The 24,798-nt window shown below is 42.2% G+C and carries 24 protein-coding genes; 11 read left to right on the top strand and 13 right to left on the bottom strand.

Annotation, left to right across the window (positions count from 1 at the left end; translation table 11 throughout):
- Nucleotides 1–20: 20 nt before the first annotated feature.
- Nucleotides 21–935, bottom strand: coding sequence for a LysR family transcriptional regulator (locus ACIGBM_RS12900; protein WP_394123960.1), 915 nt, complete (start codon nt 933–935; stop codon nt 21–23).
- A gap of 172 nt (nt 936–1,107) precedes the next feature.
- On the opposite strand from ACIGBM_RS12900, the gene ACIGBM_RS12895 reads away from it, so the two are divergent.
- The 3 genes from ACIGBM_RS12895 to ACIGBM_RS12885 all read left to right on the top strand — a co-directional run bounded on the left by ACIGBM_RS12895 (nt 1,108) and on the right by ACIGBM_RS12885 (nt 3,600).
- Nucleotides 1,108–2,082 (top strand): hypothetical protein, encoded by a 975-nt coding sequence (locus ACIGBM_RS12895; RefSeq protein WP_397478023.1) that lies wholly within the window; start codon nt 1,108–1,110, stop codon nt 2,080–2,082.
- A gap of 303 nt (nt 2,083–2,385) precedes the next feature.
- Entirely contained in the window at nt 2,386–3,042 is a 657-nt protein-coding gene (gene nfsB, locus ACIGBM_RS12890; protein ID WP_397478022.1) for an oxygen-insensitive NAD(P)H nitroreductase, read from the top strand.
- Nucleotides 3,043–3,210: 168 nt separating this feature from the next.
- On the top strand, nt 3,211–3,600 hold the full coding sequence (locus tag ACIGBM_RS12885; protein WP_397478021.1) for an ester cyclase: 390 nt from the start codon (nt 3,211–3,213) through the stop codon (nt 3,598–3,600).
- 114 nt (nt 3,601–3,714) lie between these two features.
- On the opposite strand, the gene ACIGBM_RS12880 is transcribed toward ACIGBM_RS12885, so the two are convergent.
- A complete protein-coding gene (locus ACIGBM_RS12880; RefSeq protein ID WP_397478020.1) occupies nt 3,715–4,608 on the bottom strand; it encodes a LysR family transcriptional regulator in 894 nt (297 codons plus the stop codon).
- Between the two features lie 147 nt (nt 4,609–4,755).
- On the opposite strand from ACIGBM_RS12880, the gene ACIGBM_RS12875 reads away from it, so the two are divergent.
- A complete protein-coding gene (locus ACIGBM_RS12875) occupies nt 4,756–5,631 on the top strand; it encodes an MBL fold metallo-hydrolase (protein ID WP_397478019.1) in 876 nt (291 codons plus the stop codon).
- Between the two features lie 133 nt (nt 5,632–5,764).
- Nucleotides 5,765–6,379 (top strand): GNAT family N-acetyltransferase, encoded by a 615-nt coding sequence (locus ACIGBM_RS12870; RefSeq protein ID WP_397478018.1) that lies wholly within the window; start codon nt 5,765–5,767, stop codon nt 6,377–6,379.
- Between the two features lie 88 nt (nt 6,380–6,467).
- Here ACIGBM_RS12870 and dddP read toward each other — a convergent pair whose 3' ends face one another.
- Nucleotides 6,468–7,820, bottom strand: a complete 1,353-nt coding sequence (gene dddP / locus ACIGBM_RS12865) for a dimethylsulfonioproprionate lyase DddP (protein ID WP_397478017.1) — start codon at nt 7,818–7,820, stop codon at nt 6,468–6,470.
- Between the two features lie 194 nt (nt 7,821–8,014).
- Complete coding sequence (locus ACIGBM_RS12860) at nt 8,015–8,884, bottom strand: DMT family transporter (protein ID WP_238070073.1); 870 nt, start codon at nt 8,882–8,884, stop codon at nt 8,015–8,017.
- A gap of 131 nt (nt 8,885–9,015) precedes the next feature.
- Here ACIGBM_RS12860 and ACIGBM_RS12855 point away from each other — a divergent pair, with 131 nt between their 5' ends.
- Entirely contained in the window at nt 9,016–9,906 is an 891-nt protein-coding gene (locus tag ACIGBM_RS12855) for a LysR family transcriptional regulator (RefSeq protein WP_397478016.1), read from the top strand.
- A gap of 122 nt (nt 9,907–10,028) precedes the next feature.
- Entirely contained in the window at nt 10,029–10,775 is a 747-nt protein-coding gene (locus ACIGBM_RS12850) for a carbon-nitrogen hydrolase family protein (protein WP_397478015.1), read from the top strand.
- Between the two features lie 171 nt (nt 10,776–10,946).
- Here the strand turns inward: ACIGBM_RS12850 and ACIGBM_RS12845 are convergent, their stop codons facing one another.
- Together ACIGBM_RS12845 and ACIGBM_RS12840 are read right to left on the bottom strand one after the other, a co-directional pair.
- The gene (locus ACIGBM_RS12845; RefSeq protein ID WP_397478014.1) at nt 10,947–11,534 is read right to left on the bottom strand and encodes a 2-hydroxychromene-2-carboxylate isomerase; all 588 of its coding nucleotides are present in this window, start codon (nt 11,532–11,534) and stop codon (nt 10,947–10,949) included.
- A 56-nt stretch (nt 11,535–11,590) separates the two neighbouring features.
- Nucleotides 11,591–12,319 carry an SDR family oxidoreductase gene (locus tag ACIGBM_RS12840; RefSeq protein ID WP_397478013.1) on the bottom strand — a complete coding sequence of 243 codons (729 nt, stop codon included), beginning with the start codon at nt 12,317–12,319 and terminating at the stop codon, nt 11,591–11,593.
- A 102-nt stretch (nt 12,320–12,421) separates the two neighbouring features.
- Here ACIGBM_RS12840 and ACIGBM_RS12835 point away from each other — a divergent pair, with 102 nt between their 5' ends.
- Together ACIGBM_RS12835 and ACIGBM_RS12830 are read left to right on the top strand one after the other, a co-directional pair.
- Entirely contained in the window at nt 12,422–12,895 is a 474-nt protein-coding gene (locus ACIGBM_RS12835; RefSeq protein WP_397478012.1) for a winged helix-turn-helix transcriptional regulator, read from the top strand.
- Nucleotide 12,896: 1 nt separating this feature from the next.
- Nucleotides 12,897–13,142 (top strand): zinc-binding dehydrogenase, encoded by a 246-nt coding sequence (locus ACIGBM_RS12830; RefSeq protein WP_397478061.1) that lies wholly within the window; start codon nt 12,897–12,899, stop codon nt 13,140–13,142.
- Between the two features lie 166 nt (nt 13,143–13,308).
- Here the strand turns inward: ACIGBM_RS12830 and ACIGBM_RS12825 are convergent, their stop codons facing one another.
- From ACIGBM_RS12825 to ACIGBM_RS12815, 3 genes are all read right to left on the bottom strand, one after another.
- The gene (locus ACIGBM_RS12825) at nt 13,309–13,614 is read right to left on the bottom strand and encodes a putative quinol monooxygenase (RefSeq protein WP_201569072.1); all 306 of its coding nucleotides are present in this window, start codon (nt 13,612–13,614) and stop codon (nt 13,309–13,311) included.
- A 99-nt stretch (nt 13,615–13,713) separates the two neighbouring features.
- Nucleotides 13,714–14,763: a zinc-binding alcohol dehydrogenase family protein gene (locus tag ACIGBM_RS12820; protein WP_298810964.1), complete on the bottom strand. Its 1,050-nt coding sequence runs from the start codon at nt 14,761–14,763 to the stop codon at nt 13,714–13,716.
- 187 nt (nt 14,764–14,950) lie between these two features.
- Nucleotides 14,951–15,814: an SDR family NAD(P)-dependent oxidoreductase gene (locus ACIGBM_RS12815; protein WP_397478011.1), complete on the bottom strand. Its 864-nt coding sequence runs from the start codon at nt 15,812–15,814 to the stop codon at nt 14,951–14,953.
- 458 nt (nt 15,815–16,272) lie between these two features.
- On the opposite strand from ACIGBM_RS12815, the gene ACIGBM_RS12810 reads away from it, so the two are divergent.
- Nucleotides 16,273–16,578, top strand: coding sequence for a LysR substrate-binding domain-containing protein (locus tag ACIGBM_RS12810; RefSeq protein WP_397478010.1), 306 nt, complete (start codon nt 16,273–16,275; stop codon nt 16,576–16,578).
- A 188-nt stretch (nt 16,579–16,766) separates the two neighbouring features.
- Here the strand turns inward: ACIGBM_RS12810 and ACIGBM_RS12805 are convergent, their stop codons facing one another.
- On the bottom strand, nt 16,767–17,705 hold the full coding sequence (locus tag ACIGBM_RS12805; RefSeq protein ID WP_397478009.1) for a response regulator: 939 nt from the start codon (nt 17,703–17,705) through the stop codon (nt 16,767–16,769).
- Between the two features lie 33 nt (nt 17,706–17,738).
- Nucleotides 17,739–20,096: an ATP-binding protein gene (locus ACIGBM_RS12800; protein WP_397478008.1), complete on the bottom strand. Its 2,358-nt coding sequence runs from the start codon at nt 20,094–20,096 to the stop codon at nt 17,739–17,741.
- A 610-nt stretch (nt 20,097–20,706) separates the two neighbouring features.
- On the opposite strand from ACIGBM_RS12800, the gene ampC reads away from it, so the two are divergent.
- Nucleotides 20,707–21,882: a class C beta-lactamase gene (gene ampC, locus ACIGBM_RS12795; RefSeq protein WP_397478007.1), complete on the top strand. Its 1,176-nt coding sequence runs from the start codon at nt 20,707–20,709 to the stop codon at nt 21,880–21,882.
- Between the two features lie 131 nt (nt 21,883–22,013).
- Here the strand turns inward: ampC and ACIGBM_RS12790 are convergent, their stop codons facing one another.
- Together ACIGBM_RS12790 and ACIGBM_RS12785 are read right to left on the bottom strand one after the other, a co-directional pair.
- Complete coding sequence (locus ACIGBM_RS12790; RefSeq protein ID WP_397478006.1) at nt 22,014–23,231, bottom strand: acetamidase/formamidase family protein; 1,218 nt, start codon at nt 23,229–23,231, stop codon at nt 22,014–22,016.
- 258 nt (nt 23,232–23,489) lie between these two features.
- Nucleotides 23,490–24,671, bottom strand: a complete 1,182-nt coding sequence (locus ACIGBM_RS12785; protein WP_397478005.1) for an MFS transporter — start codon at nt 24,669–24,671, stop codon at nt 23,490–23,492.
- Nucleotides 24,672–24,798: the final 127 nt, after the last annotated feature.

Here is a 24,798-nt window from a genome sequence, read left to right as displayed (position 1 = left end):
GGTAATCATTAGTTCTCGTTTTACCTTAACACCTGCTCTACTCGTTCAATCAAGTATTCTTTGACCGCATTAAACAATGGATCGATTAAGCGCCGTTCTGGACAAATCAAATACAGCGGATAGTTGGCCACTTGCCAGCCGTCCAACTCTACCTCGACAAGTCTCTCTGCCTTTAAATCGCCGGCTATATCTAACTGAGACTTTAATGCGATGCCTTTACCCGCCACTGCCCAGCGGCGTACAACGTCACCGTCTTTACTTCTGCGATTGCCATCCACGGCCACACGTTTAGTCTTGCCCGCTTTCTCAAAAGTCCACTCGCTCAAATACTTTTCATCATGCCCCAAACGTAAACAGTTATGCTGCGATAAATCTTCTGGCATTTTTGGGATACCGATACCCTTATCAATTTTGCTCAAATATTCCTTTGACGCACACAGTATAGGGCGATTATTCAATACAATAGGTAATGCGACCAGTGACGAATCTTTGGGTGCGCCGTAACGTAGTGCCAAATCAATCTGCTGACCGTACAAGTCCACATAGCTGTCTGACATATGTAGCTGCACCGTCACTTTTGGGTGAATGTCTATAAAATCGTCCAGCCAAGGCAAAATTAGGTTTCGTCCCAAATCTGATGATGCCGACAGTCGAATGGTACCCGTCAGCTCGGCATCATTGTCATGTAGTCCTGCATAAGCATTGTCTAAGATAGCCACCGCATCTCGGCAATGCTTTAAGTACTGCTCACCCTTGCTAGTTAGACGCAGCCTACGAGTAGAGCGAACAAATAATACCGTCTCAATTTCGGCTTCTAATCGCTTGACCGCTGCACTCACAACTGCAGGCGACAGATCTAAGTGCCGAGCACAGGCAGATAGGCTGCCTAAGCGAGCGGTCTCAATAAAAATACGTAAATCCTGCAAATTTTTCATCGTCATGCCTTCGTTCAATTAGCGTCTAACTTAGCAACCACCATCGCTTGCTGCTAGCCTCATTATTATATAAAAATTATTGAAACTGTTTCTCTAAACCTGCTGATTATCAAAATCATTAATTATAGTAGCATGCACCTATAAGGTTTACTCACACATTTGGAGATACACGATGGATACTATAATACGGCCTACAAGCACACAGGATACTCAACACCATAGCCACCATGATGGAGATAATCAACAAAGCGCACTACAGCAAGCACGCAACTTACCACTACCTTCAAAATCAAACATGCTTAGACGTGCACCATCGGTAGAGCATTTCTGGCATCAAAACAGCCAGTTATTAGAGCAAGCATGGGCAGAGTGGGAAACCACTGAGCATGACTTGCCTGTACTTGATGACTCATTATTTGATCCAACTCTACGTGATGCAGTGACGCAAGCATGGCGCACTCCTTCTACGGAGATGGCTGTTAAAAATTTATGGCAAGAGATACTACCTGACGTATATCAGGGGCAACTCTTTGACCCAACACAACTATCAACGCTGCGCCATTATCTGCAAGCAATCGCAGACGCTAACATTCCCATACGTCCTCCTTATGGTATCGCATTGAACAGTAATGGGGCCATGCTAGATGCGCGCTCGCTAGGCTATCTGGCCACCCCTAATTTTCAGGCGTTTTATCATAAAGTCATGAATCAATATATGCGCCCTATCGCTCGGCTATTATTTGCCAATGTTTATGGCTATGACACTCAGACCTTTGGGTTCTCGATTCAATACCAGCCGACAGGCGACACATCGCTACAACTTCATACTGATGCTTCAGCGGTGACGATGAATATTAACCTAAATCTGCCAGGCGAAGACTTTACTGGATCAGAAGTTGACTTTGTCGATCGCCATTTAGGGCAAACCAAACGTGCCATCTTCAAACCTGGCATGGCGATTATTCATAGAGGCTCGGTGCCGCACGCCGCACATCCAATCACTAGTGGCAAACGTACCAATATGGTGCTTTGGTTGTATGGCGATAATATGCAAGTACCACGAGGAGTTGGGCTTAATAGTCATATTGATGCCAATCAACGTTGGACTGCTACGCACAGTCAGCCTGATAATTTCGCCCCCTTTTAAGATGAGCTTATGCGTTTAATGGATTTATCAATTGATAAATCACCTTCATTATACGTCCTAACATAGCTAATAAATAACCTTTAGATAGATTAAAAACGCTATATTCTCAAAATAATATTGAAAGTGTTTTCTCTTGTAGCTAGTGGCTCTAATGTATGAACTTTACTATTATGAGTCATCACTAGGACGGACTAATCAATTAACTTAACGATGAACGCTAAGGATTGAGTAGCACCGTTTGTTAAATCCGTTTGTATTACCAGCTGACTAAAAAACTGAAACTTACTTTACTTAAGGACAATCATGAAAACCATTAATGAAGCACTAAACTGGCGTTACAGCACCAAAGTATTTGATGTCAATAAAAAGATATCTGCTGAAGATTTTGAGCAGATCAAAGACATGCTACAAATGAGTCCATCAAGCACCAATATTCAACCATGGAGCTTTGTCATTGCAGATGATGACGCAGGCAAAGCGCGCATTGCCAAAAGCACGCAAGGTGCCTTTCATTTTAATACACCTAAAGTCCTAGATGCCTCACACGTGGTGGTTTTCTGTACTCGCATCCATGCCGACGATGAATACATGCAGGCGGTGTTAGAAAAAGAAGATCAAGATGGTCGCTATGCGCAGCCAGAATTCAAAGCACAGATGCATCAAGGTCGCCAATTGTTCTTAGATATGCATCGCTTCGATACCAAAGATGAGCCACATTGGCTTGCCAAACAGGTATATCTCAACATGGGCGGGGTACTATTGGGCAGCGCGCTTTTGGGTATTGATACCGTCCCTATGGAAGGGGTTGATTTACAGGCGCTTGATACGGAGTTCGACTTACGTAGCAAAGGATATTCTGCTGTGGCAGTGGTATCGTTTGGCTACCGCAGCGATGATGACTTTAATGCCAAAATACCTAAATCACGCTTGAGTGAAGAAACTATTTTTATTAAGGCTTAAGCAATCATTAGGGTCTAAACATTATCAAATGGTCAATAAGCATAATTTTAACGTTGCTATTGGCCGTTTGAGTTTCTGCTATAGATTTTCTGACGTTTTTTGATAATATTTCTTATTAATTTACTGTATTGCTTTTAAAATAAACATAAATAATAACTGGAGACGACGATGAATTTGGCAAACAATAAAAAGAATGCTATCGCGTTCTATAAGACCGCTTACGAGGGTAATCCACAAAAGGCCGTCGCTGATTATGTGGGCGATGATTATATTCAACACAATCCCGCTGTAGCCAATGGTAAATCAGGATTTATTGAATACTTTGAACGGATGCAAGCACAGTATCCGAATAAGTCAATTGAGTTTGTACGTTGTATCGCTGAAGATGACTTAGTCTCATTGCATACCCATCAAGTCTGGCATAATGAAGATAAAACCATCGATGAATTCGTGACGATGGATTTCTTTCGATTTGATGATAGTGGGAAAATTGTCGAGCATTGGGATTCTATCCAACAAATACCCAAAGATTCTGCTAATCATCAAACCATGTATTAGTTCATATATATAGAAGCGATGACCCCTTTTATGCGTAATCAGACTATGCATAATCTACGCCTTTAATCCTTAATCATAGTAGTAACAAATACCTATTGGCTTATGAGTTTCTTGCTACCAATAAGGCGAACGCTTTATTTCTTCGGCAAGAAAATCAATAAACTTTCTTTGTAGTGGTGTCACCTGCTTTCGATTGGCATAAACTACATAAACACCTAAAGTTTTGGGTTTCCATTCAGGCAATAACTCAATAAGTTGTCCAGATGCAATCAAAGACTTGACTGCGCCAGATGGCTGTAAGCTGATCCCGTGTCCACGCAACGTGGCAGAGAGCAAGACTTCAGAGATATTGGCGCTGATATTGCCAGAGATAGGAACAGACTCTGGACCATTTGGCCCATCAAACACCCATGCCGACCGTCCAAAATACGCAAATGATAGACAGTTGTGATGTACAAGCGACTGTACATCTGTAGGTCTGCCACGACTTTGTAAATATTCAGGTGCAGCGCATACGATAGAGTGGCACTCACCGATACGTCTGGCAACGACATTTAGCTCCAAGTCATTGGTGATACGAATCGCCAAGTCGATACGGGCATCAACTAAATTGACTGAATCATCAGTGGTAAGAATATCAATTGCTGTTTGAGGCCAGTGAGAAACAAAGCGACCAACCACATCCATCAAAAGGCTATCAATCAGCGAAAAGCTGGCAGTGATTCGCAGCTGACCTTTTAGCTCCAAAGTATTCTGATTGCGTATCTGATCCAACGAGTCGGTCAATCCAAGCAACTGGTACGCCACCTCAAGAGTCTGCTCACCAGGTGCAGTGAGGCTCAGACTTCGAGTCGTGCGATGTAATAAGCGCATATCCATCCAACTCTCAAGCTCTGTCAGATAGCGCGTTACCTTAGCTCTAGACATGTCTAAATTGTCCGCGGCACGGCTCAAGCTACCTTGTTCAACGATCGTAACAAACACCTGCAACGCGGTCAGCCTATCCATCTCTCCATCCTTATTTGCGCGAAAACTGAAATAGTAAATGCTGAATTATAGCGTATTTAAACGAAATACAATCGAATAGAATAGCCATTAACAACGAATACCGCTATTAACGCGGTCTATTTACTCAAACGAAAATATAGGTGAATTATGAAAAAATTAATGACAGCTTCTATGGCGGCCAGTGTGCTACTGCTCGCAACCCAAGTAAACGCAGCCGATCTACAACTGCAAGCATATAAACCAGATCAAAATGCTATTTTCCCAGTGACCTCTGTGCTGGCAAGTGGCGAGAAAGATGCTATTTTGTTCGATGCACAGTTTAGTGTTAAAGATGGTGAAGCATTGGTTGATATGATCAAAAAAAGTAATAAAGACCTAAAAATGATTTATATCACGGCAGGCGATCCAGATTACTATTTCGGTCTTCAGCCTTTAGTCAAAGCCTTCCCTGATGTAAAGGTTATGTCTAGCCCTTCTATTATTAAACACATTGAAGCCACTAAAGATGCAAAATTAAAGCATTGGGGCCCAATCCTTGGTAAACATGCGCCTACCAAGATCACAGTACCGCAAACACTTGATCAGTCTACACTGACCCTAGAAGGTCACAAAATCGAAATCAAAGAGATGGGAACCCATCAAGCATATATGTGGGTACCAGAGTCAAAAACAGTTTTCGGCGGTGTGTCAGTAACATCAGGTATGCATGTGTGGACTGCTGATACTCAAACTAAAGAAGCTCGTAGCGAGTGGATGCAATCATTGGAACAAATGAAGCAGTTAAAGCCAAACCTTGTGATACCAGGTCACTATTCAGGCAACCTACTCAAAAAAGACTATGCTGTTGATTTCACCCTCAGTTATCTAAAAACCTTTGAGCAAGCACTGGGTGAGGCAAAAAAGCAAAACTCCAAGCAGTCAGAAAAAGTGATTTCTACCATGGAAGCAGCTTATCCCGCGTTATCTGGGGATACTAGTTTACAAATAGGCAGTAAAGTAAATACAGGTGAAATGAAGTGGTAAATACGGACTATTAGGTAAAAATTATTATATTTTGCTAAGTCCGTTAGCGAAATACGAGTGTCAAAATGCTGGCGTATGAATGCTTGATCAATCAGCATACGCTAGCACTTTTAATGATAGATGAGAGTAACTAATGACAATACAGTATCGTCGTGCTACGCCTGAAGACTTTACAGCCATTGTCGACCTCTTTGTCGTCAATATGAATTTGAGTGTATTTACTACTGCTACAGATAAGCAGGTTCTAAAGCAACTGGCTACCCTATTTCTTGCGAAAGACTGTCATCATGCTACTTTTATACAAGTTGCAGAATATGATGACATCATTTGTGGTGTGGTGATAGGGAACACTAGACAAGATCCACATAAAGCTTTGTCATTCGATGATAAGCCTATTATTGATCAGATAGAACACAAGCTGGGTCTATCTGAACAAGGTCGACAGGTATTAAGTGATTTACAGAAAAAAGAAACGGCTGGTGCTAAACGAAAAACAGTCAATTTTGATAGCGAGCTACAGTTCTTCTGTGTAGATCCAGACTATCGTCGTCACCGTATTGGAGCGACGTTGATTCAAGCATTTGAGACTTATCTCGTGGCACAGGGCGTAACCACGTATGCATTACATACAGACACTTTATGTACTTATCAATACTATGACAACAATGGCTATCAGCGTGTTGATGAGTATCCCAACCATCTAAACCCGCAGATAATGCACTTCACCTATATCAAACTCTTGTCTTAACAAGTTTATAGAGACAATCATCCATGATGACCAAACAAGCATAATCCAAAAGCTCTGAGACAATATTCGGACAACCAATAAACTATCTTTAATTAGCCAATAAAGCGGCTTCGAATGGATAGTTAGTAAGGTTTTCAAACCCAGTGTCTGTAATAATGATTTGATCTTCAAGTTTGACACCATTTTTACCACCAACTCGACCTACATACGCTTCGACGCAGAGTGCCATACCCGGCTCAAGCACACCACTATAGCCATGGCATTCAAGGTCTTCGGGGTAACGAATAGACGGGTATTCATCACAAAGACCAACGCCATGCATCATCACACCATATCTTTGCGCTCTATATTCTTCAGGCAGCAATAAACCAGATCTTGTCACCTCCTCAAATGTCATTCCTGGTTTTAATATAGTCATGTTGTGTTGGATATGTTCATAAGCTACCTGATAGAGATGCTTTTGCTCTGCACTTGGCAAGCACTCTCCAATCATCCAAGTTCGAGACAAGTCTGCACACATTCCATAAGGGCCAATCAAATCTGTATCAAATGCAAGTAACTCACCCTCCTTCACAGTTCGAGGGCCACTTTCTTGAAACCAAGGATTGGTTCTCGGCCCTGAAGAAAGAATTCGACATTCTATCCACTCACCACCTCGACGAATATTTTCCGCATGAAGAATAGACCATATGTCATTCTCAGTAATACCGGGTACTGTTGCTTCTTGCATGCACTTCATCGCCACCTCTGTTGAGGCAATTGAACATCGCATGGCATTGATTTCATCTTCGTTCTTAATAGATCGAGCAAACTCCATCACTTCCTGACCATCAAAAACATCGATTCCTAACTGTTTTATCTTATTGAAACCAGCAATTTCAATTTTATCGATAGCCAATCTTTTATTGTCTCCAGCATGCTCCTGTAAAATAGATTGAATTTCTGAAGCAAATCTAGAGGCATGTTCGTCAGTTCTATCACCGGTTTCAAAGTAGAAAAAAGAAGCGCCTCCTCTGACTTCTTTGATCAAAGGAAGGTGTGCTGATAAGTGCTCACAATTGTGAAAATCCCATAAAATAAGATGTCCTGATACAGATACAAAACAGGCTCTAGAGTGATTGTGGGTTACCCATACCTGCATATTTGTGGAGTCAGTCGCATATCTAATATTAAGAGGATCAAACAATAAGATGCCGCCAAGATCTCTTTTCTGTAGTTCTTTTACGATTCTTTGGAGGCGGTATTCGCGCATTCGTGCAAGGTTAGGAGGTGTCAGCCCTAGCTCAGCCCACTCATTGAATGCAAGATCTGTTGGACCTATCTCGACACGGTCATTGTCGTTAAGAGAGCCATCAGCTTTGAACGTGCCACCTCGACGCCGTGAAGGGTCGATTTTTCGATTTGAAGATGTCACTGAGAATGTGGTTATATTGCTCATCATTTGGCCTCCCTATAGTAATAACTCCAACAAACACAGGCTCCATTGAAGACTAGAGCCTTGCCTGAATGGTTGTATCTATAGTAATTTGCCACAGAAAATGAGTATGAAAAAACGATTTAAACACACGAATTCATGACATAAAGTCATGCTAATATTATGACGCTTTCTTTCTCCGCTCTCTATGTTTCAAAACGCTATAAGGCTGTTCTTTTATATTTAATAGACTCAAGCGTGGCGAGCCAAATTAAAGGTAAGACAATAAGAGCCGAACCTATCAAAAGACTGATATCAGGTATTTCATCAAACCATACGATGCCGATAACCACCGCTCCTAACAGACCAGTATATTCTGCACTAGATATTTTATGTGCTTCAACCGCTCGGTAGACCAGTACGCAGATACCCGCATAAATCAAAATAAACAAATTTGAGCCTGCTGCTATCCATAGCGCGTACCAACTCAAAGGAGCATTTTCCCAAATAGCCAAACCAAGCCCCAACGGTATTCCGACTAAATTAGTCAAAAACAAGGTCTGAGCAACGGTGTGATTCGAAGGCAATTTACGCACTAGTAGGTTGTTTGTCGCCATGGTTAAGGCCACGATCAGCGCAAATATAGCACCCATATTAATTTGTGTTGGTTTTACCACGACAAGAATACCTATAAAGCCTAGTATTGCCACAATGATGCTTGGTGCTGTGAGTCTGTCTTTATAAAACAGAAACCCTAAAGGCAACATCAGTAAAGGCGCAGTATAAAAAATCGCATTGACCGTGGCTAGCGGTAGCGCTTGGATAGACAACACCATAAATACCGCGCCAAACAACCAAATATGCCCACGTACAAAATGCCATTTTACGTTACTAAGTAGCTTGGCTTTTTGGTTAAATAAACAAAACGGTAGTAGCATCAAGACAGCTGTTAGCTGACGCAATAGCACAAACTGATAGACCGCTGCACCATCTGGCAACTCTTTTATCAGTGCATCTGAAAGGACTGCAATCATGTTTCCTGCAACCAACAGTATCATTGCAAATCCAACACTCATCTTCGGCATTATCATGCTTATACCTATCTCAAAATACATAAAATTTTAAATTAAGCCATTTAATCTAATGGTCAGATAAATAGTATATTCGCGTATACTCATGACGTATAATGATATAAAAACGTTTAGTATTAGTTGAACTCATAATGAAACTCCCCCCATTACGTGCCATACAATGCTTTGAATCTGTAGCAAGGCTTAATAGTTTTTCTAAGGCAGCAGAAAGCCTCAACGTGACGCAAAGTGCCGTGAGTCATCAGGTTCGAACGCTTGAAGAATATCTTGGTGAAGCGTTGTTTTATAGGCAGGGCCGAACCCTTTCTTTAACAGATATAGGCGAGCGTTATTTCACAGAAGTAAATCAATCGCTGACGGCTCTGTCCAATACCAGTCAGGCCATTCGAAATGACCAGCCTGGGCATATTCGCCTAGCACTGTATAGTTCAGTGGCTGTCAATTGGTTGATTCCTCGGTTAGAAAACTTCCGCGAACAGCACCCAGAGATTGAGCTGACCTTAAATATGGTGACAGACCAAGACGACTATAATGAGCAGTGTTCGGATTGCTTTATTACCGTCAATCCACCGAAACGCAATGTAGTCAGCAAGCTTTTATTCGCTGAGAAGCTATTTCCTGTCTGTGGTCAAAAGCTTTGGGCAGAAATGAAGGATCAGCCATTGCCTGAGGCGTTATGGCAACACCCTATACTGTCCGTAAAATATTCTGACAAAAGTGAAGGTACGGCTAATGATTGGCTAAAATGGTGTAAAGCAGGCGGGTTTGAGCTGCCAAGCGAGGTAAAGATTAATCAATTTAGCCATGTACTGCTTGCCGCACAGGCTGCACGTTATAACTTAGGTATTACGCTTACCGACAACTATATGATGCTAGAACAAACACATCAGCAAAATCTTGTCAAAATCCCAATGCATGAATTACTCACTGGCGACAGTTTCTATTTTTTTTATAATGACTTAAAGTCAAATCAACCAGACATCATTAAATTGAGTCGTTGGTTAGAATCACAATGTCTTTAAAAGTGTTTTAAATAGCATTTTAAATAAGCTTTTCTAAAGACCGTCATTAACGAGTATTACCTATAATTGCGACCAATAAGCACTGTGAAAGTATCAACTCCCTACGATAAAGAGCAAGACCTATGCAAATAATTCTCAATCAGATGGATATTACCGATTACCAAGTATCAGTAAATGCTTCTGCGATATTAAAATCAATCCATGATAATCAAGTTTGTGATGGCTTTATGATTTTTCCAGAACTTGCTTTGACTGGCTTTCCGACGCTAGACAATATTGAAGCGTTGTATCATCAATCAACAGAGCACTTTCACAGCATATTGAAAGCAAGCAAAAATACAGATTCAACCATCATTATTGGACATATTGACAAACAGGATCAACTTTTCTATAACGCATGTTCTTTTATAAAAAACGGCAAAATCATTCATAAACACCGAAAGTCAAAACTTTGGCTTGATGATGTTGGGGTATTTACAAGCGGAGAAGACTTATCAGTGGTTAGCATTAATGATATGGTTTGTGGTGCTCAGATTTGTTTTGAGCTAGAGTTTCCAGAAGGCTCAAGAGCACTGGCAAAAAAAGGCGCACAGATCATATTTATGCCAAACGGCAATATGTCTCCCTATGCAAATACCCACTATGTATTGACTCAAGCTCGGGCTATAGAGAACCAATGTTTTGTGATTACCTGCAATGGTGTCGGCGTCGGTCATGGCGGTCAGTTTGTAGGAGAGAGTCTAATGGTCTCTCCTACGGGACGAATCATCAAAAAACTTGGTTCGTCGCCAGATATAGTCACAGTAGATATAGATTTAGAGGAACTAGAGCAGTCTAAACAAAACTATCACTATATAGACTTGTCTTAATGTAACCATAGAGCTTCATCATTAAACTGAGTGGCAAGGTTGTTTTCTAGAGAAACCACAGTGAAGAAAAATCACGGTTACGTATCGCGGCTGATGTTTGGTGGCTTGAGAGCCGATGGATTATCGTTGAGCTAGTACAGCGCAGTCTATATATCCTATGACTTACTATTCTCAGTCTCTCAAAGCATCTTCAACAAAGCTCAACCGGTCTTGACCAAAGAACATTTCACTATTTACGAAGAAACTTGGTGCCCCAAATACGCCTCGTGCTACTGCTTCTTCGGTACTAGATTTTAAACGCGCCTTGACCTCAGGCTCACTAATACGCGCCATAAAATCAGTCGCCTCAATGCCCACTTTCGACAGAACTTCAGCCACGACTTCTGGTGATTCCATATTTAACTTTTCAGCCCATAGCGCATTAAAGACAGCGGATAAATAACTCTCAAATTTGGGTGTCCCCAAATAAGCGGTAACACCGCGCATAAGCTGCATCGTATTGACTGGGAAAAATGGATTGAAGCGAAAAGGCACGTCATAGATGGCTGAAAAACGCTTAAGGTCTTTGAGCATATAAGCGCCTTTAGCAGGTACGGCAGCTGGTGAGGTGTTACCAACGGCTTGAAACACTGCGCCAAGTAACATAGGTCGCCAAACAATCTCGGCATTGTGACGCTGCGCGATACTCGCTAACTGTGTCCATGCCAAGTAACTGGCTGGGCTACCCACATCAAAGAAAAACTCTACTTGCTTACTCATCCTGGCATTCCTTGCAATATATATTAAGAATCTTAAAGATTACTAACTAGATAAGATTAAAAAGTTTCCATCCATGGGCGCAAATCCAGCTCATGTGTCCAGCTATCTCTTGGCTGACAGTGCAACTGCCAATACTGCTCAGCGATATGTTCTGGATTTAAAATACCGTCTTGGTCTTTTAGCTCATAGCGCTCAGGAAAGTTGTCACGAATAAAATCAGTGTCAATAGCACCGTCAATGATAGGGTGTGCGACATGTATGCCTTTAGGTCCCAACTCGCGCGCCATGCTTTGTGCCAATGCCCGCAGAGCAAACTTAGCGCTCGCAAAAGCTGAAAAACCTTTACTACCGCGTAAAGACGCTGTTGCACCCGTAAAAATAATTGTCCCCCTCTCACGTGGAATCATGACTTTTGCCGCTTCTCTACCTGTCAAAAACCCAGCCAAGGCACCCATCTCCCACACTTTTCGATAGACCCTCTCTGTCGTATCTAAGATAGAGAAATGAACGTTTGCCCCGATGTTAAACACTACTACTTCAATCGGCCCAATGTCTTTTTCAATATGAGCAAACAGCTCAACCATCTCTTGCTCGACACGTGCATCACAACCGAATGGCTTGACCACTCCCCCAGCCGCTTCGATATCACTGACTAATGCCTCTAGCTTCTCAACAGTCCTTCTGGTCACGCACAAAGTAAAACCTTCTCGCGCAAAACGTCTGGCAACAGCGCTGCCAGTGGCATCGCCTGCGCCGATTACAACTGCTACGGGTGCTCTGTTCATATCTATTTCCTTATAGGTTCCTTTTTAGAACTAACAAAAACATAGCTTTATTTTTGGACCCTGTCAAGCTAACCTATAGCTTAAAGATAAAGGAGATAACCTATGCGCTGGGATGAACTGGACCAACAGTCTTGCTCAGTGGCTCGCACTTTAGCAGTCATTGGTGATCGTTGGACGCTCATGATTTTACGCGATTGTTTTTTGGGAGTCAGGCGATTCGACGTATTTGAGCAACGCTTGGGCATTACACGTCATGTCCTATCTAACCGTCTTCGCAAACTGGTTGAATACGATATTTTAAAAAAAGTCGCCTATCAGCAGCGGCCGCTACGTGAGGAATATAGACTGACAGAGTGTGGATTAGATTTGCACTCTGTCGTACTAGCATTGGTCAGTTGGGGTGATAAATACATGGCTGATGAACGCGGGGCGCCGCTGTTGCATAGACACAAAGCATGTGGTCACATTATGCATCCTGTGACAGTATGCTCCGAGTGCGTTGAGGCCGTTACCGCACGTGATATTGAGGTTGAAATAGGTCCCAAATGGATCGGTAATGATGGAGTGAGTATTTAATATAGTAGCGGTTTATAAGCCATTAGAGCTAGATATCAGAACACTTTATTTAAAAGACTTAACCTTTTACGGCTGTACCGTACTTCAGCCTGAAGTATTCCAAAACCTTGTTAACTGTATCGAACAACGTAAAATAAATCCAATCGTGGCGTGTACCTTTCCATTAAAAGAGATACATACTGCTCAAGCGGTTTTCTTAGAAAAGAAACATGTCGGTAAAATCGTTTTGAACGTTGCTCAAGAATAATTATCGTTCAATAGCAAATAAATAGTGCATAAATGGCTTTGAATGTTTTATTCAAAGCCATTTATATCTAAATCAATAAACGCTGTTTTGAAGCATAAAAGTCAACCTTATCAGTCATGACTTTCAACCATTCATTTTATTGTTAGTAGCAGAATATAGATCAAATCTATGAGATAACTGTCATTTCAGTAACGACAAATTCATCGACCATCCCATCTGTTACTTGTACATAGTTTTGGAAATGCGGGCTTTGTACATGTTGCTGAAGACACTCGTTGTTTTCCCAAATCTCATAAACCACGAAACCGTTACTATTTGCATTTTCTTGATGTAAGTCATATTGAATACAACCTTGATCATCTTGTGATGCTGCTGTCAGTTTAAGCAGCTCAGTTTTAACTTGTTCAACGTGCTCAGGTTTGGCTTTGATAGTGGCGACGATGGTAAGTGGTTTGTTTGCTTGCGTGCTCATCTATTTATCCTATATTTGTTATTATCATTGATTTAAATAGGTCCAACGTGTCTGCTAAAAGCGTCACATTGGACCTATTAATCTAAATGGCGTTATGCGTTATGCAGACCAGCCTTCTAATACAATCTTGCCATGCGCTTGCTGTTTTTCTAGCATTTGGTGCGCACTACGTAGATGTTCAGCGGTGATAGCCCCAAGGTTGTGAGCGACCGTGGTTTTGATCTCGCCTGCATCAATCAATTTTGCCACCGCATTTAATAAATGATGCTGTTCAATCATGTCTGGCGTATTGAACATTGAGCGTGCAAACATAAACTCCCAGTGCAGACTTAAGCTTTTGGTTTTAAGAGGGTTGGCATCTAATGATTTTGGATCATCAATCAGTCCAAGCTTACCCTGCGGCTTTAAGCATTTAATGATTTCTTCATAATGATCTTCAGTATTATTGAGACTCACAACATAATCTACTTCAGCAATACCTGTTTTTTGTAGTTCATCAGACAATGGGTTGCGGTGATTGATGACATGATCAGCACCCAAATCTTTGAGCCACTGCACGCTCTCATCTCTCGAAGCTGTACCAATAATCGTGGCAGATGTTCTTGTTTTTAATAACTGAGTTAAGATAGATCCAACGCCGCCCGCTGCGCCAATGACCAATACTGAGACGTTATTAGCATTCTCGCTACTACCGCTGTCATTCGCTGCGCTATCAGAGACAGGCACTTGTAAACGATCAAATAACATCTCCCAAGCCGTAATCGTTGTGAGTGGTAATGCCGCTGCCTCAGCGAAAGACAAAGAGGCTGGCATGTGTCCAACGATACGCTCATCGACCAACTGATATTCAGCATTGCTGCCTGAACGGGTCAAATCTCCAGCATAATAGACGTTGTCGCCTACTGAGAATAAACTGACATCTTCACCGACAGCCGTCACAGTACCAGCAGCATCCCAACCAATAACAGCGTACTCACCCTCTGCAGCAGGACGCCCTTCACGGATTTTGTAATCTACTGGATTGACTGATATGGCTTTTACTTCTACGAGGATATCGCGGCCTGAAGCAACTGGTTTATCAAGGGTAATGTCTTGTAGCGATTGTTCGTTATCGATAGGTAGATTGTTTTGATAACCAATGGCTTTGATAGTTTGCATAATATTGTGTCCTGTTTTTAATGAGAAAGTTTTTAATAATAAAATTTGAAAATATAGTTATTTGAAAATATAGTTAGTGATGGTTCAATTGTTCGAAATTTATTAATGCTGCTAAATGCAAATTTTATGCATCTTATGCATCTTATGCATCTTATGCATCTTATGCATCTTATGCATCTTATGCAAAAATTGACTGCAATACTGTTTGAGTCTGCTGCTCAAGCTCTGTAATGGCTGCTTGGTTTAGAGCATCAGCATGTGGTCGTCCAAACGCCCCTCTTGCATCGCCATGTGCGCCATCTTTTATATCGTTATCAAAGTATTTACCAGTATCGTTAGCGAACTCATCGGAGATGGCCAACTCCGTTAGGATATTTGCGCCCTTGTCTGCTGATGACCAATGCTGACCATACGCTTCGTTAGCCATTTTTGTGTTCAGCAGCGAGCCTGGGTTGACAGCGATGACATTAATAACGTTGCTAACGACTGTGTCAGCTAATGCCATACTCCACATGGTTAATGCCAGCTTACTTTGGGCATAAGCATCTTTATCATCGAGGCGGGTTTGACCTGCAAGTGCTTGATAAGATATTGACGCTTGCGCAGCTGAGCTTAAGTTCACAATACGCGCTTTATCAGACTGCTTGAGCAAAGGCAACAAAGCATTGGTCAGCTCATAAGGCGCTAGGTAATTGACTACGAAACGTACATCCAAACCGTCTTTCGTCATTGCTGATGCCGTGGTATAAATCCCTGCATTATTTATGAGCACATCAAGCTTTGGCAGTTTTTCATTGACGTCTGCTGCCATCTTTAGCACATCCGTTAGATCAGAAAAATCAGCCACAAACCCATCAATATTATCTACTGCTGCGCCTGTCGCGACTGCTTGAACTTCTGCAATGACGCTAGCAAGTTTGTCAGCATCGCGGCCATGCAAATACACTTGGTGTCCAGCTTCTGCCAGTTTTAAAGCTGCCAATTTGCCAATGCCATCTGTGCTGCCAGTAATTAAAATTGTTTTAGTGGTGTTCAGAGTCATAAACCGCCCTTATTATTTGTTTGAATTATTGTTTCAGTTTTGGATACCTGTTCTATTTTATCCGTCGTGATAGCGTCCATTGTAATGAAAGTGTTGTGGGTCAAACAGTAGTCATCACCTAAAACACTTTCAATATAATTTTGAAAGTAGGTTGTTTTTAAGGGGTTATTTAGATCGATATCTAAGCGGTTGTTTGTTATATTTGAGACAATACAACCGTCCTGTTTAGTCTGATGTTTCTCAAACGAGGGCCTGTCCTCCATTAGCGTATCTCAATAGGACAAATTGTTCATCCGCTTGACGCGCAAGCTCCGCCTTACTAACAAGGGTGAGCAGCTTTTACAGCACTGTAAGGATGCACTGGGCATCTTGGACAATGCCTATGTACTTAGAGAAGTTTGGTGAACCTAAGACACCGCCAGCATTGGCTGAACACAATTGTCTGTGTCTGGGACACAATGACAAATATTTTAGTCAATGGACGTTTGAAGGCTTGGGCAAACAAGCGAGCGTCGCTGTATCGGGCAGAAGATGGTGACGTGGTCAGGCGTTGGGCAATAATGGAATATGGTCTTGCACTAAAATCTCGTTTAGACATTATTTCTGATATAAAAGAAGGACGGCACATTGAAATTAAACTAGGGGGTTGGCAAGTTGCCCCCTACCCACTATATTTGATCTGTCCTGAACGACGATTGATTGACCCACTGTTCAATGCCGTAAAGGAATATTTAATCGACTGCGTGCAAAATGTTTTGGCTTGAATAGCGTTCGACCTTAAACAAAATACAGTCGACTCCTCTTAAAGAGCATACGGTTCTACTGGGATAAATATTGTGCAGCCTCTGTTATGCTTGCGAGCAGCCAATGAGAAAACTTATAACCATCAGCACATAGTAAAACCTACTAGCAAGATGATAATCATATGTATCACTTTTATGTTGGATTGACGTCACCTTCCAATACGCCAACCTCTAAATTTGGCAAAAAAACGGTTTATTTTGTCAGAAAAGTTCAACGTCTCTGATTCTGGCACTGCTTCAACATGATGGCGAGCTGCCAATATCGGTTGCTGTACCAATCTTTCGTGATGATCAAACGCCCGATCAAGACTGATACTCATCATAGAAAAATTGGTCGGTCGTGGTAGGCAGCGATATACCTGACCTTTATTAATCAAATCAATCACCATATGTGCATCTTTGAACTCGGTCAACATGAGCACCATCAGATCAGGCTGAATATTTTTTAGTGCATAAACAATGGGAGTGATGTTTTCTTTATTGAGCATCGAATCCGTAATAGTGACGCCAAAGCGTTTTTTTTGTAATAAGCTTGCAGCCTGCTCAATATTGCTTGCCCAGCTCACGGTATAAGCGCTCTTAAAATGACTTTTTATTTGCTGATAGACACTCTCATCATCATCTAACACCAATATACTACGCTTGCTATCAATGCTGGCATGAATACGGTTTTGAGTATCATGATTTTCAGTGACATTTTGGGTGATTTCTTGGGTTTTTTGAGCAATCTCTGTGGCTTTATTAACGGTTTTTTTGAGTTCATCATTCTGCCAAGGCTTTGTGATATAGCGATAAATCTCGCCTTCATTCACAGAATCAATCACTGCATTCAGATCTGCATACCCCGTCAATAAGATACGAATAGTATTCGGGGATGCCGCCTTGATATCACGCAACACTTCTGTACCTTGCTTATCTGGCATGCGTTGATCGCTGACGACCACTTGTACCTCATTCGCGCTGATATATTCCATCAGCTCAGTAGCATCAGTAGTGATAAACACATCGTGTGACTGTCGGAAGTGCATTTTTAAACTGCGTAAAATGCGTGGTTCATCATCGATAAAGGCAATTTTTGGTTTTTGCATGAGGCTCTCTTTAAATAAGTAGTTGGAAGTCTCTCAACTTTCAAATAAGGCCTGTGAAGATTCGGTTTTATGAGCGATAGACTGTATCGGCAGCAGGATGGTAAACGTCGTTCCAGTGCCAACGATTGAGCTGACCTCGATGCGACCGCTATGTTGTTCGATAATTTGTGCTGTGATAGCCAATCCCAACCCTGTGCCATCACCAGCTTTTTTGGTAGTAAAAAAGGGCTCAAAGATCTGCGTTAAAATACTCTCTTTGATACCAGCACCATTATCTGTAATGCTGATTGCCACGTATTGTCGCGACTCATCAACAGACGAGAGGATCTGTAATGCCCCTTTATGATCCATTGGCATGGCTTGGGCGGCATTATTAAATAGATTGAGTAATACTTGGTTGATTTGCGAAGGATTGCATTGAATCAATGGTAGCTCAGCCAGACTGGTGCTGACATCTAGAGTTTTTAGATTATTACGTGCCATCACCAAAGACGTGTTGATACAGTCATTGATATCGACCTCTTTTACCTTGGATTCGTCAATTCGAGAGAAATCAAGCAAACTCACGACCAACTCCGCAATCTGATCGACGCCATACAGGCCGTCTTTGATCAAATCTGTCAAATCCTCACTGACTTCATCTTCTTTAATTGCCTCACAACACTGCAAGGTCTCCTCTATCAATTGAGTCACTTGTGCTTGGTCAGCCTCTGGTTCTTTTAACGCATGCAATAATTGATCGGTATGCTGTATCAGCTCATCAAAACGCATGAGGTTATCACCGACCAGCTCCATATTGCTACGCACATAGCCAAGAGGCGTATTGACCTCGTGCGCCACGCCTGCCACCATCTGACCGAGTGTGGCCATTTTTTCGGAGCGTACTAGGTGCACTTGTGAGGCTTTTAATTCGTCCATGGCTTGCTGCAAATCTTTCGTACGGGCGGTCACTTGGCTCTCTAGATGGACATTTATTTCAGCAAGCGCGCCTTCGTTTTCGACGACACGATCAATCAGTTGATTGGTCTGCTCGCTGATGACTTGGATTTCACTGACATTTGAGTGTGGCAATTTATGCACGCTTAATTTTTGATATTGTTTTTGCTCAATCAATGTGCCCATATCAGCCACGGCCATTGCCATGTGCTTTAATGGACGCGTAAAGTAGCGACGAAACACCCATGCAGTCAGTAATAAAATCGGAATAAACCCCAATAGCATGGCTTGAATCAGCTGGTTTGACAGTGCATTTGCCACGCTCATCATGTCATTATCAGGCTTAACGATGACCATTTTCCAATACGTAAACGGCATACGAAACACAAAAGCGGTGGCAGACTGCTGCAACACAAAATCATTGGGCACAGCGATGGTATCGACCAAATGACTGCCGACTAAATTAAACGTCTGATCGATGTTCAATAGCAATAATGCGGAGAGTAATTGGGATTCTTGTTCGCTGATTTTGTCCAAATTGGTCGTGCTCAAAATACTACGGGCGGCGAGCGTGAAACGGCCTTCATCTTTGGCAGTCGCTTCATCGATCAGTGTGCGATTAATACTATCTAGGCGATCAGCAATAGGTGCAAAGCTAGGGTTTTTCTTGGCCAATTGATGTGCGGTTACCATTTCGCCCTGAGGATTATCTTCCGTCACTTGAGTGACCATCGACTGATCAGGAAAGGTCAAAAACCGATTGTCCAGGTCTACCAAAAAGACGTAACCACCTACCTTATCTTGCCATTTTTGCATGGCATCATCGAGATTATCCAATAACAAATTAAAACTCACCACGCCATCAAAAGCTTGGTTACGACTGTCATATAACGACTTGGCACAAGTCATCATCGGCTGATTGCTCACGGGATCCACATACGCACGGCTCCAGACACAGTGGTCATGACGTGCATACATCGCTGGAATGTACCACCAATCTCGATAATAAGGATTGGGTGTTTGGCTCACTTGATTATAGCGTTCTGATGGTTGCATGTTGCCTGCCTCATCACGCGCCCACACAAACGACTGACGCTCTCGACCTTGCTCATACATATTGGGGTCAAACCATACACCTCCGCCCACGATTCGCAGGTCCGTCTGCTGCATGAGATTGCCAAAGGTTTCTTTATAAAGAACGTCTTCTTTTGGCAAGCCACCAGCCATCGTACTGGTCGCCTTTGCCAATCCATCGACATGGCTGATACTCGCCATGATGCTATTGATTGCTTCATTACCCGTTTCAACCACTGTTTCTGAAGTCATCTCTAGTAGGCGCGGCTTCGCTTGGGTTTCAATAACCCAGTACACCATCAGAATAATCAATAAAAAAGCCAATGCCAAAATAATCAGCATGCGCGTGGAAATACTACCAAGCCGATTAGCCACACTCATAAACAAACCTTGTATTGATGCGCCTACTGTTATCAATGACTCATACAATAAGTCAAGACATCAGCCATACGCAGCCACCATTCATAGTGAGCTCAAGGATACGATGCGGTTATGACAAGATAATGACAAAAGTTGTGTTTTTAGGGTTTGTCCTCATTTTAAACATAACAAAAAAAATGCGCCAAATTGCTGTCAAACAAAAAAAAACAGCGCAGACAATACCATAAGCATTTTGATTACTATTCATCATTTATCCCTGATTAATTTATTTAGTGATAAGTTAAGGTTTATCATTGACGACATCCCTTGCCTGTAGACTATAATTTCATAACAGCGCTTAGAAGTTTGTCGCGCACACGACAATTCCTCAATAAATGAGAGACAAATACGTTTAAACATTCATAGTAGAGGTATGAATTAGCCCTTAATCCGTGTTCAATACACCGATTTCAGCTTGCCGGAATATTGGTATTCTGTAAAAATACGGAGGTTCTGTAAAAATAAAATAGGGAAATACGAAATGACATTCTCGAAGTCAGTAACCTATTTGCAGACTCGCTAAAGGAATAGACCTCCGCTACTTCTAACAAAACGGACAAGTAATATAATCATGAAAAAATCAGTGCAAACACTTTTTAGCCGAGTTGGTCTGACTGCTGTCATTGCCGCCTCATTGATATCTGGACAAGTGCAAGCAGCAGACAGCGACAGTCATCTGAAAAGCACAGTAGATGCACAAGCCAAGTCGCTAATGAAAGCACATGATATTCCAGGTATGGCGTTTGGCATTATTATCGATGGAAAGTCGTCTTTTTATAACTATGGTTTGGCTGACAAGCAATCTGGTAAGGCTGTTTCAGAAAACACTATCTTTGAGTTGGGCTCTATCAGTAAGACCTTTGCCGCGACTTTGGCCAGTTACTCAGAGCTCAATGGCACACTCGACTTGGAGGATACCGCTGATAAATACATTCCTTATCTACAAGACAGCTCCATTGGTAACACCAAGCTTATCAACCTAGCCACCTATTCGGCAGGTGGTCTACCACTTCAAGTACCTAACGATATCGAAAACAACAAGGAATTGTTCCGCTACTATAAGTCGTGGCAACCTGCCTTCCCTATCAACTCAAAACGTCTATACTCTAACGCCAGTATAGGACTGTTCGGCCATATATCAGCCTTGAGTATGGGCGCTGATTACACACAGGTGATGGAAGATAAAATACTGCCCTTACTCAATATGCCTAGTACCTTTGTCAATGTTCCTAACGACAAAATGGGCGATTATGCGTTTGGTTATAACGCTGCTGGAGAGCCGATAAGAGTTAACCCTGGTATCTTGGACGCCGAAGCCTATGGTATTAAATCAACCAGCGCGGATATGACCCATTACATGGCGGTTAATATGGGGTTAATCCCTTTGGATAAAGATATTCAACAGTCATTGCAAAACACTAGAAAGGGATACTATCAAGCGAGCACTGTTACACAAGGATTGGCGTGGGAGATGTATCCATTCCCCACTCAGCTAGACACACTGCTTGAAGGTAATTCAACGGATGTGGCACTCAAGCCACAGCACATTACAGCAAACAATCAGCCGACACCTGTTTTAAACGATGTATGGGTGAACAAGACAGGCGCTACCAATGGTTTCGGTGGATATATCGCTTATATTCCCGCAAAAAAATCTGGTATTGTCATTTTGGCAAATAAGAACTACCCCAACGCAGAGAGGGTCAAAGCGGCTTACACCATCCTGCAAAGTGCGATGGCTAATTGAAGTAGAAGAAAATAGAACGTTACTGTGTTTCTAGTGACGCTCACCTTGTTTAAACCAATATAATGAATGTAAAAAAGTCCTTTATATCAGTATAAAGGACTTTTTTCTGAAGTTGAGAGTGTTAGTTCTTACTATTTTTCAAACTCTTTAAAATCTGCTTTACGAATTTTGGCATGAATACCTTTGGTCTTATCCACGACCTGCGATACTTCAAAATCTGTCGCTGCACTTAGGTAAGCATAAGCGATCGCCTCGTCAATGCCATACTCTTGATTCAAGAAACGAATCGCTTCACGAGTAGACTTCTTCATCGCCTCATCCAAATCTTCATCTAGCCCTGGCGTGATCCAAAATTCAGCATTCTCTGCCAAAGGTTGCGCAATCTCTTTACCCGGAATCTTATCCTTACCTGCTTTTAGCAATGTAAATTTAAAAGTGGCGCGAGCAGATGCTTCAAGGGCAGTCAATGCAACCTCGCCATCGCCTTGGGCAAAGTGGCTGTCACCTGTATAAAACAGTGCACCTGCCACTTGTACCGGATAATAAACCGTTGCCCCTGCACCCAATTCGTTGATATCAATATTGCCACCATACATAGCAGGTGGAACTGAATGTACTCGCTCTGAGGTGTTTGCTGCGACACCCATTAGACCCATAAATGGACTGAGTGGAAAACGTATAGACTTACCAGAATCTGTTTTTAGGATACCTTCGTATTCACCTTTGGCATTTTTTTCGATAGGCGTAAATACGGAGACATTGCCGTAGCGCTCAGGGTGAGCGGCAGACGCGTTGTCTTGTTTTGCTTTTTTGGGAAACTCGCCTGCCAATGCGCCTTTGCCATGGCGGTTAGAGATGACACCATACGGCACGCGCGGCTCAACGTTGATGACTTCTACTTTTAGGATATCGCCTGGTTGCGCCCCTTTGATTTCGATAGGGCCTGTCACGATATGTGGACCATCTTTATCAAAGTCATGTTTTAATTTTGATTTTGTTATTGTTTTTGCTTCATCTAAAATAAAGTCGTCTTTGACCCCTTTTGACTTAAAGTATTTTGCTGCATCACGGCCCTGATCTTCGAGCAAACCTTCGTGTGAGACGGTATCAAAAGTCACCACACTACCAGAGGTAACAGACATAACGGGGCTGGCGTCTCTGTTGGGCAAATATCCCCATGTTATGGTGTCTAAAGTAGAAGGTACATAGTAATTGCCTTTATATTCACCACTACTCAACTGAGTAGGTTTATCTGCTATTTGCTTGAGAACCGTAAAGTCTTCTGCTTGGGATACTGATATACCAAACGCGCTTAGAATAAACAGTGAAAGAATGGTTTTTTTAAACATAGAACATACCCTCTTTAGTTAAAACATGACAATATTGTCATACCTGTATAAGGGCAAGTTCTATGCCATGGGCAAAACGGTGTTTTCTATTAAACTTAGTGGCAAAAGCACTATATTGATACAATTGTTTGCTTTATCGTGGTGCCTCAGCAAAAAAAGAGCATTATTTTAGAGCATAGACATTGCGTGCAGAGGTATTAAATTAAAAAATATTAAATGAAAAGATAATGGATAGAGAACTGCATTATCAATCTTATTTTAAGACACGCTATGCAAATTGGCGTTCGAACGACGTCCAATTCTCAATATAGGTTGACTGGCAAATAAGACAATCACACCAACTAATGAAAACACACCAAAGGCGTAGAACGCAGTAGCAGGACCATACCTATCCACAATCAAACCAGTAAAGATGACGGGTACACTAAACCCTATATATGCCATCAGAAAATAGCCTGCACTTGCACGTGCCTGCTCATTGCCGGCAGAGCGTGCGACTCCTAACATACCGCCTAAATAGACAAAGCCATAGCAACTAGTACTGGCCAAAAATGCCGCCAAAAGAATCACTGGTAGATTGGCATTCAACGTCCCCCAAGCCAATAAAGCATAAGCTGGTAGTAAGATCAGAAGACCAAGCTTGCTTGAAACTTGAGGGTCAAGTTTTCGGGCGATTGGCTGAACGATCAATCCACAACTGATGGCTAACATAGAGGATATCCCTGCATATTTAGCGAGTCCATGCGTGGCCAGTACTGAGGGAATAACTGACAATACCAATCCTGTCGTCGCCCAACAAATCAAAATACCGCTGCCATACCAGATGACCTCACGGTTAAAATAAGGTAGCCGTAGCATAGAGGTGGGCAAATTAGTGCGTTTAGGTGCCGTCTCTGGTAATTGATATAACAAAAACATAGCGAGCAGCCCGCTCGCTAGCAGTAAGAAAAAACTGGCTGGCTGATCGGTTTCATAAAACATCAAAGAAACCGTCGTCAATACAGGGCCAAGACCAAAACCTATCGTTGTACTGGCCGTTACCCACGCTGTCGCACGCATCGCATCTGTTGAGCCGAGCAGCTCAATCATATAGGCAGTCGCCGTAGCAGCCATTAGAGCCGTTCCCACACCAAGTATGAATCGTGCTACTGCTAATGCTCGCGTGTACGGATAAAACAACATAAGAGCCGTCGCTGCTACCGATAGGGCTAGAGAGATTAAAATCACCTTGCGCCGTCCAATTCGATCAGACAATCCACCAAAAGCTAACAATACAGGTATGACGCCTAATACATAAAAGGAAAACGCTATCGTAGTTGCTAGTACGCCATAGCCATCATTGTGTGCGTAAACGGCATAAAGTGGCCCTTGGATATTGACGCTTGTCGTTATCACGCATAAGGCAAAGGCCAGATATTTATTATATTTTTTTGTAGTCATATATCGCTGCTTTTTGAAGAATAATCGTTGAATTGACTGAGGTAAGTACGTTTCACAATAGAATCACACCTACCTCCACATCGTTTACGTTCAATAATTAAAACAAAAGCACAGTAGGTTATCTATA

This window comes from Psychrobacter sp. NPDC077938 (assembly GCF_044542635.1).
GTDB lineage: Bacteria > Pseudomonadota > Gammaproteobacteria > Pseudomonadales > Moraxellaceae > Psychrobacter.
The sequence above is the reverse complement of the archived record's forward strand: the minus strand, read 5'-3'. Positions and strand labels throughout refer to the sequence as shown.

Excerpts from the sequence above, each read along its gene's own strand:
- dddP (WP_397478017.1), bottom strand. The coding sequence starts at position 7,820 with ATGATGAGCAATATAACCACATTCTCAGTGACATCTTCAAATCGAAAA.
- ACIGBM_RS12870 (WP_397478018.1), top strand. The coding sequence starts at position 5,765 with ATGACAATACAGTATCGTCGTGCTACGCCTGAAGACTTTACAGCCATT.
- ACIGBM_RS12860 (WP_238070073.1), bottom strand. The coding sequence starts at position 8,884 with ATGATAATGCCGAAGATGAGTGTTGGATTTGCAATGATACTGTTGGTT.
- ACIGBM_RS12885 (WP_397478021.1), top strand. The coding sequence starts at position 3,211 with ATGAATTTGGCAAACAATAAAAAGAATGCTATCGCGTTCTATAAGACC.
- ACIGBM_RS12785 (WP_397478005.1), bottom strand. The coding sequence starts at position 24,671 with ATGACTACAAAAAAATATAATAAATATCTGGCCTTTGCCTTATGCGTG.
- ACIGBM_RS12900 (WP_394123960.1), bottom strand. The coding sequence starts at position 935 with ATGAAAAATTTGCAGGATTTACGTATTTTTATTGAGACCGCTCGCTTA.
- ACIGBM_RS12790 (WP_397478006.1), bottom strand. The coding sequence starts at position 23,231 with ATGTTTAAAAAAACCATTCTTTCACTGTTTATTCTAAGCGCGTTTGGT.
- ACIGBM_RS12840 (WP_397478013.1), bottom strand. The coding sequence starts at position 12,319 with ATGAACAGAGCACCCGTAGCAGTTGTAATCGGCGCAGGCGATGCCACT.
- ACIGBM_RS12805 (WP_397478009.1), bottom strand. The coding sequence starts at position 17,705 with ATGCAAAAACCAAAAATTGCCTTTATCGATGATGAACCACGCATTTTA.
- ACIGBM_RS12850 (WP_397478015.1), top strand. The coding sequence starts at position 10,029 with ATGCAAATAATTCTCAATCAGATGGATATTACCGATTACCAAGTATCA.
- ACIGBM_RS12855 (WP_397478016.1), top strand. The coding sequence starts at position 9,016 with ATGAAACTCCCCCCATTACGTGCCATACAATGCTTTGAATCTGTAGCA.
- ampC (WP_397478007.1), top strand. The coding sequence starts at position 20,707 with ATGAAAAAATCAGTGCAAACACTTTTTAGCCGAGTTGGTCTGACTGCT.
- ACIGBM_RS12845 (WP_397478014.1), bottom strand. The coding sequence starts at position 11,534 with ATGAGTAAGCAAGTAGAGTTTTTCTTTGATGTGGGTAGCCCAGCCAGT.
- ACIGBM_RS12815 (WP_397478011.1), bottom strand. The coding sequence starts at position 15,814 with ATGACTCTGAACACCACTAAAACAATTTTAATTACTGGCAGCACAGAT.
- nfsB (WP_397478022.1), top strand. The coding sequence starts at position 2,386 with ATGAAAACCATTAATGAAGCACTAAACTGGCGTTACAGCACCAAAGTA.
- ACIGBM_RS12800 (WP_397478008.1), bottom strand. The coding sequence starts at position 20,096 with ATGAGTGTGGCTAATCGGCTTGGTAGTATTTCCACGCGCATGCTGATT.
- ACIGBM_RS12825 (WP_201569072.1), bottom strand. The coding sequence starts at position 13,614 with ATGAGCACGCAAGCAAACAAACCACTTACCATCGTCGCCACTATCAAA.
- ACIGBM_RS12835 (WP_397478012.1), top strand. The coding sequence starts at position 12,422 with ATGCGCTGGGATGAACTGGACCAACAGTCTTGCTCAGTGGCTCGCACT.
- ACIGBM_RS12880 (WP_397478020.1), bottom strand. The coding sequence starts at position 4,608 with ATGGATAGGCTGACCGCGTTGCAGGTGTTTGTTACGATCGTTGAACAA.
- ACIGBM_RS12875 (WP_397478019.1), top strand. The coding sequence starts at position 4,756 with ATGAAAAAATTAATGACAGCTTCTATGGCGGCCAGTGTGCTACTGCTC.
- ACIGBM_RS12895 (WP_397478023.1), top strand. The coding sequence starts at position 1,108 with ATGGATACTATAATACGGCCTACAAGCACACAGGATACTCAACACCAT.
- ACIGBM_RS12810 (WP_397478010.1), top strand. The coding sequence starts at position 16,273 with ATGACAAATATTTTAGTCAATGGACGTTTGAAGGCTTGGGCAAACAAG.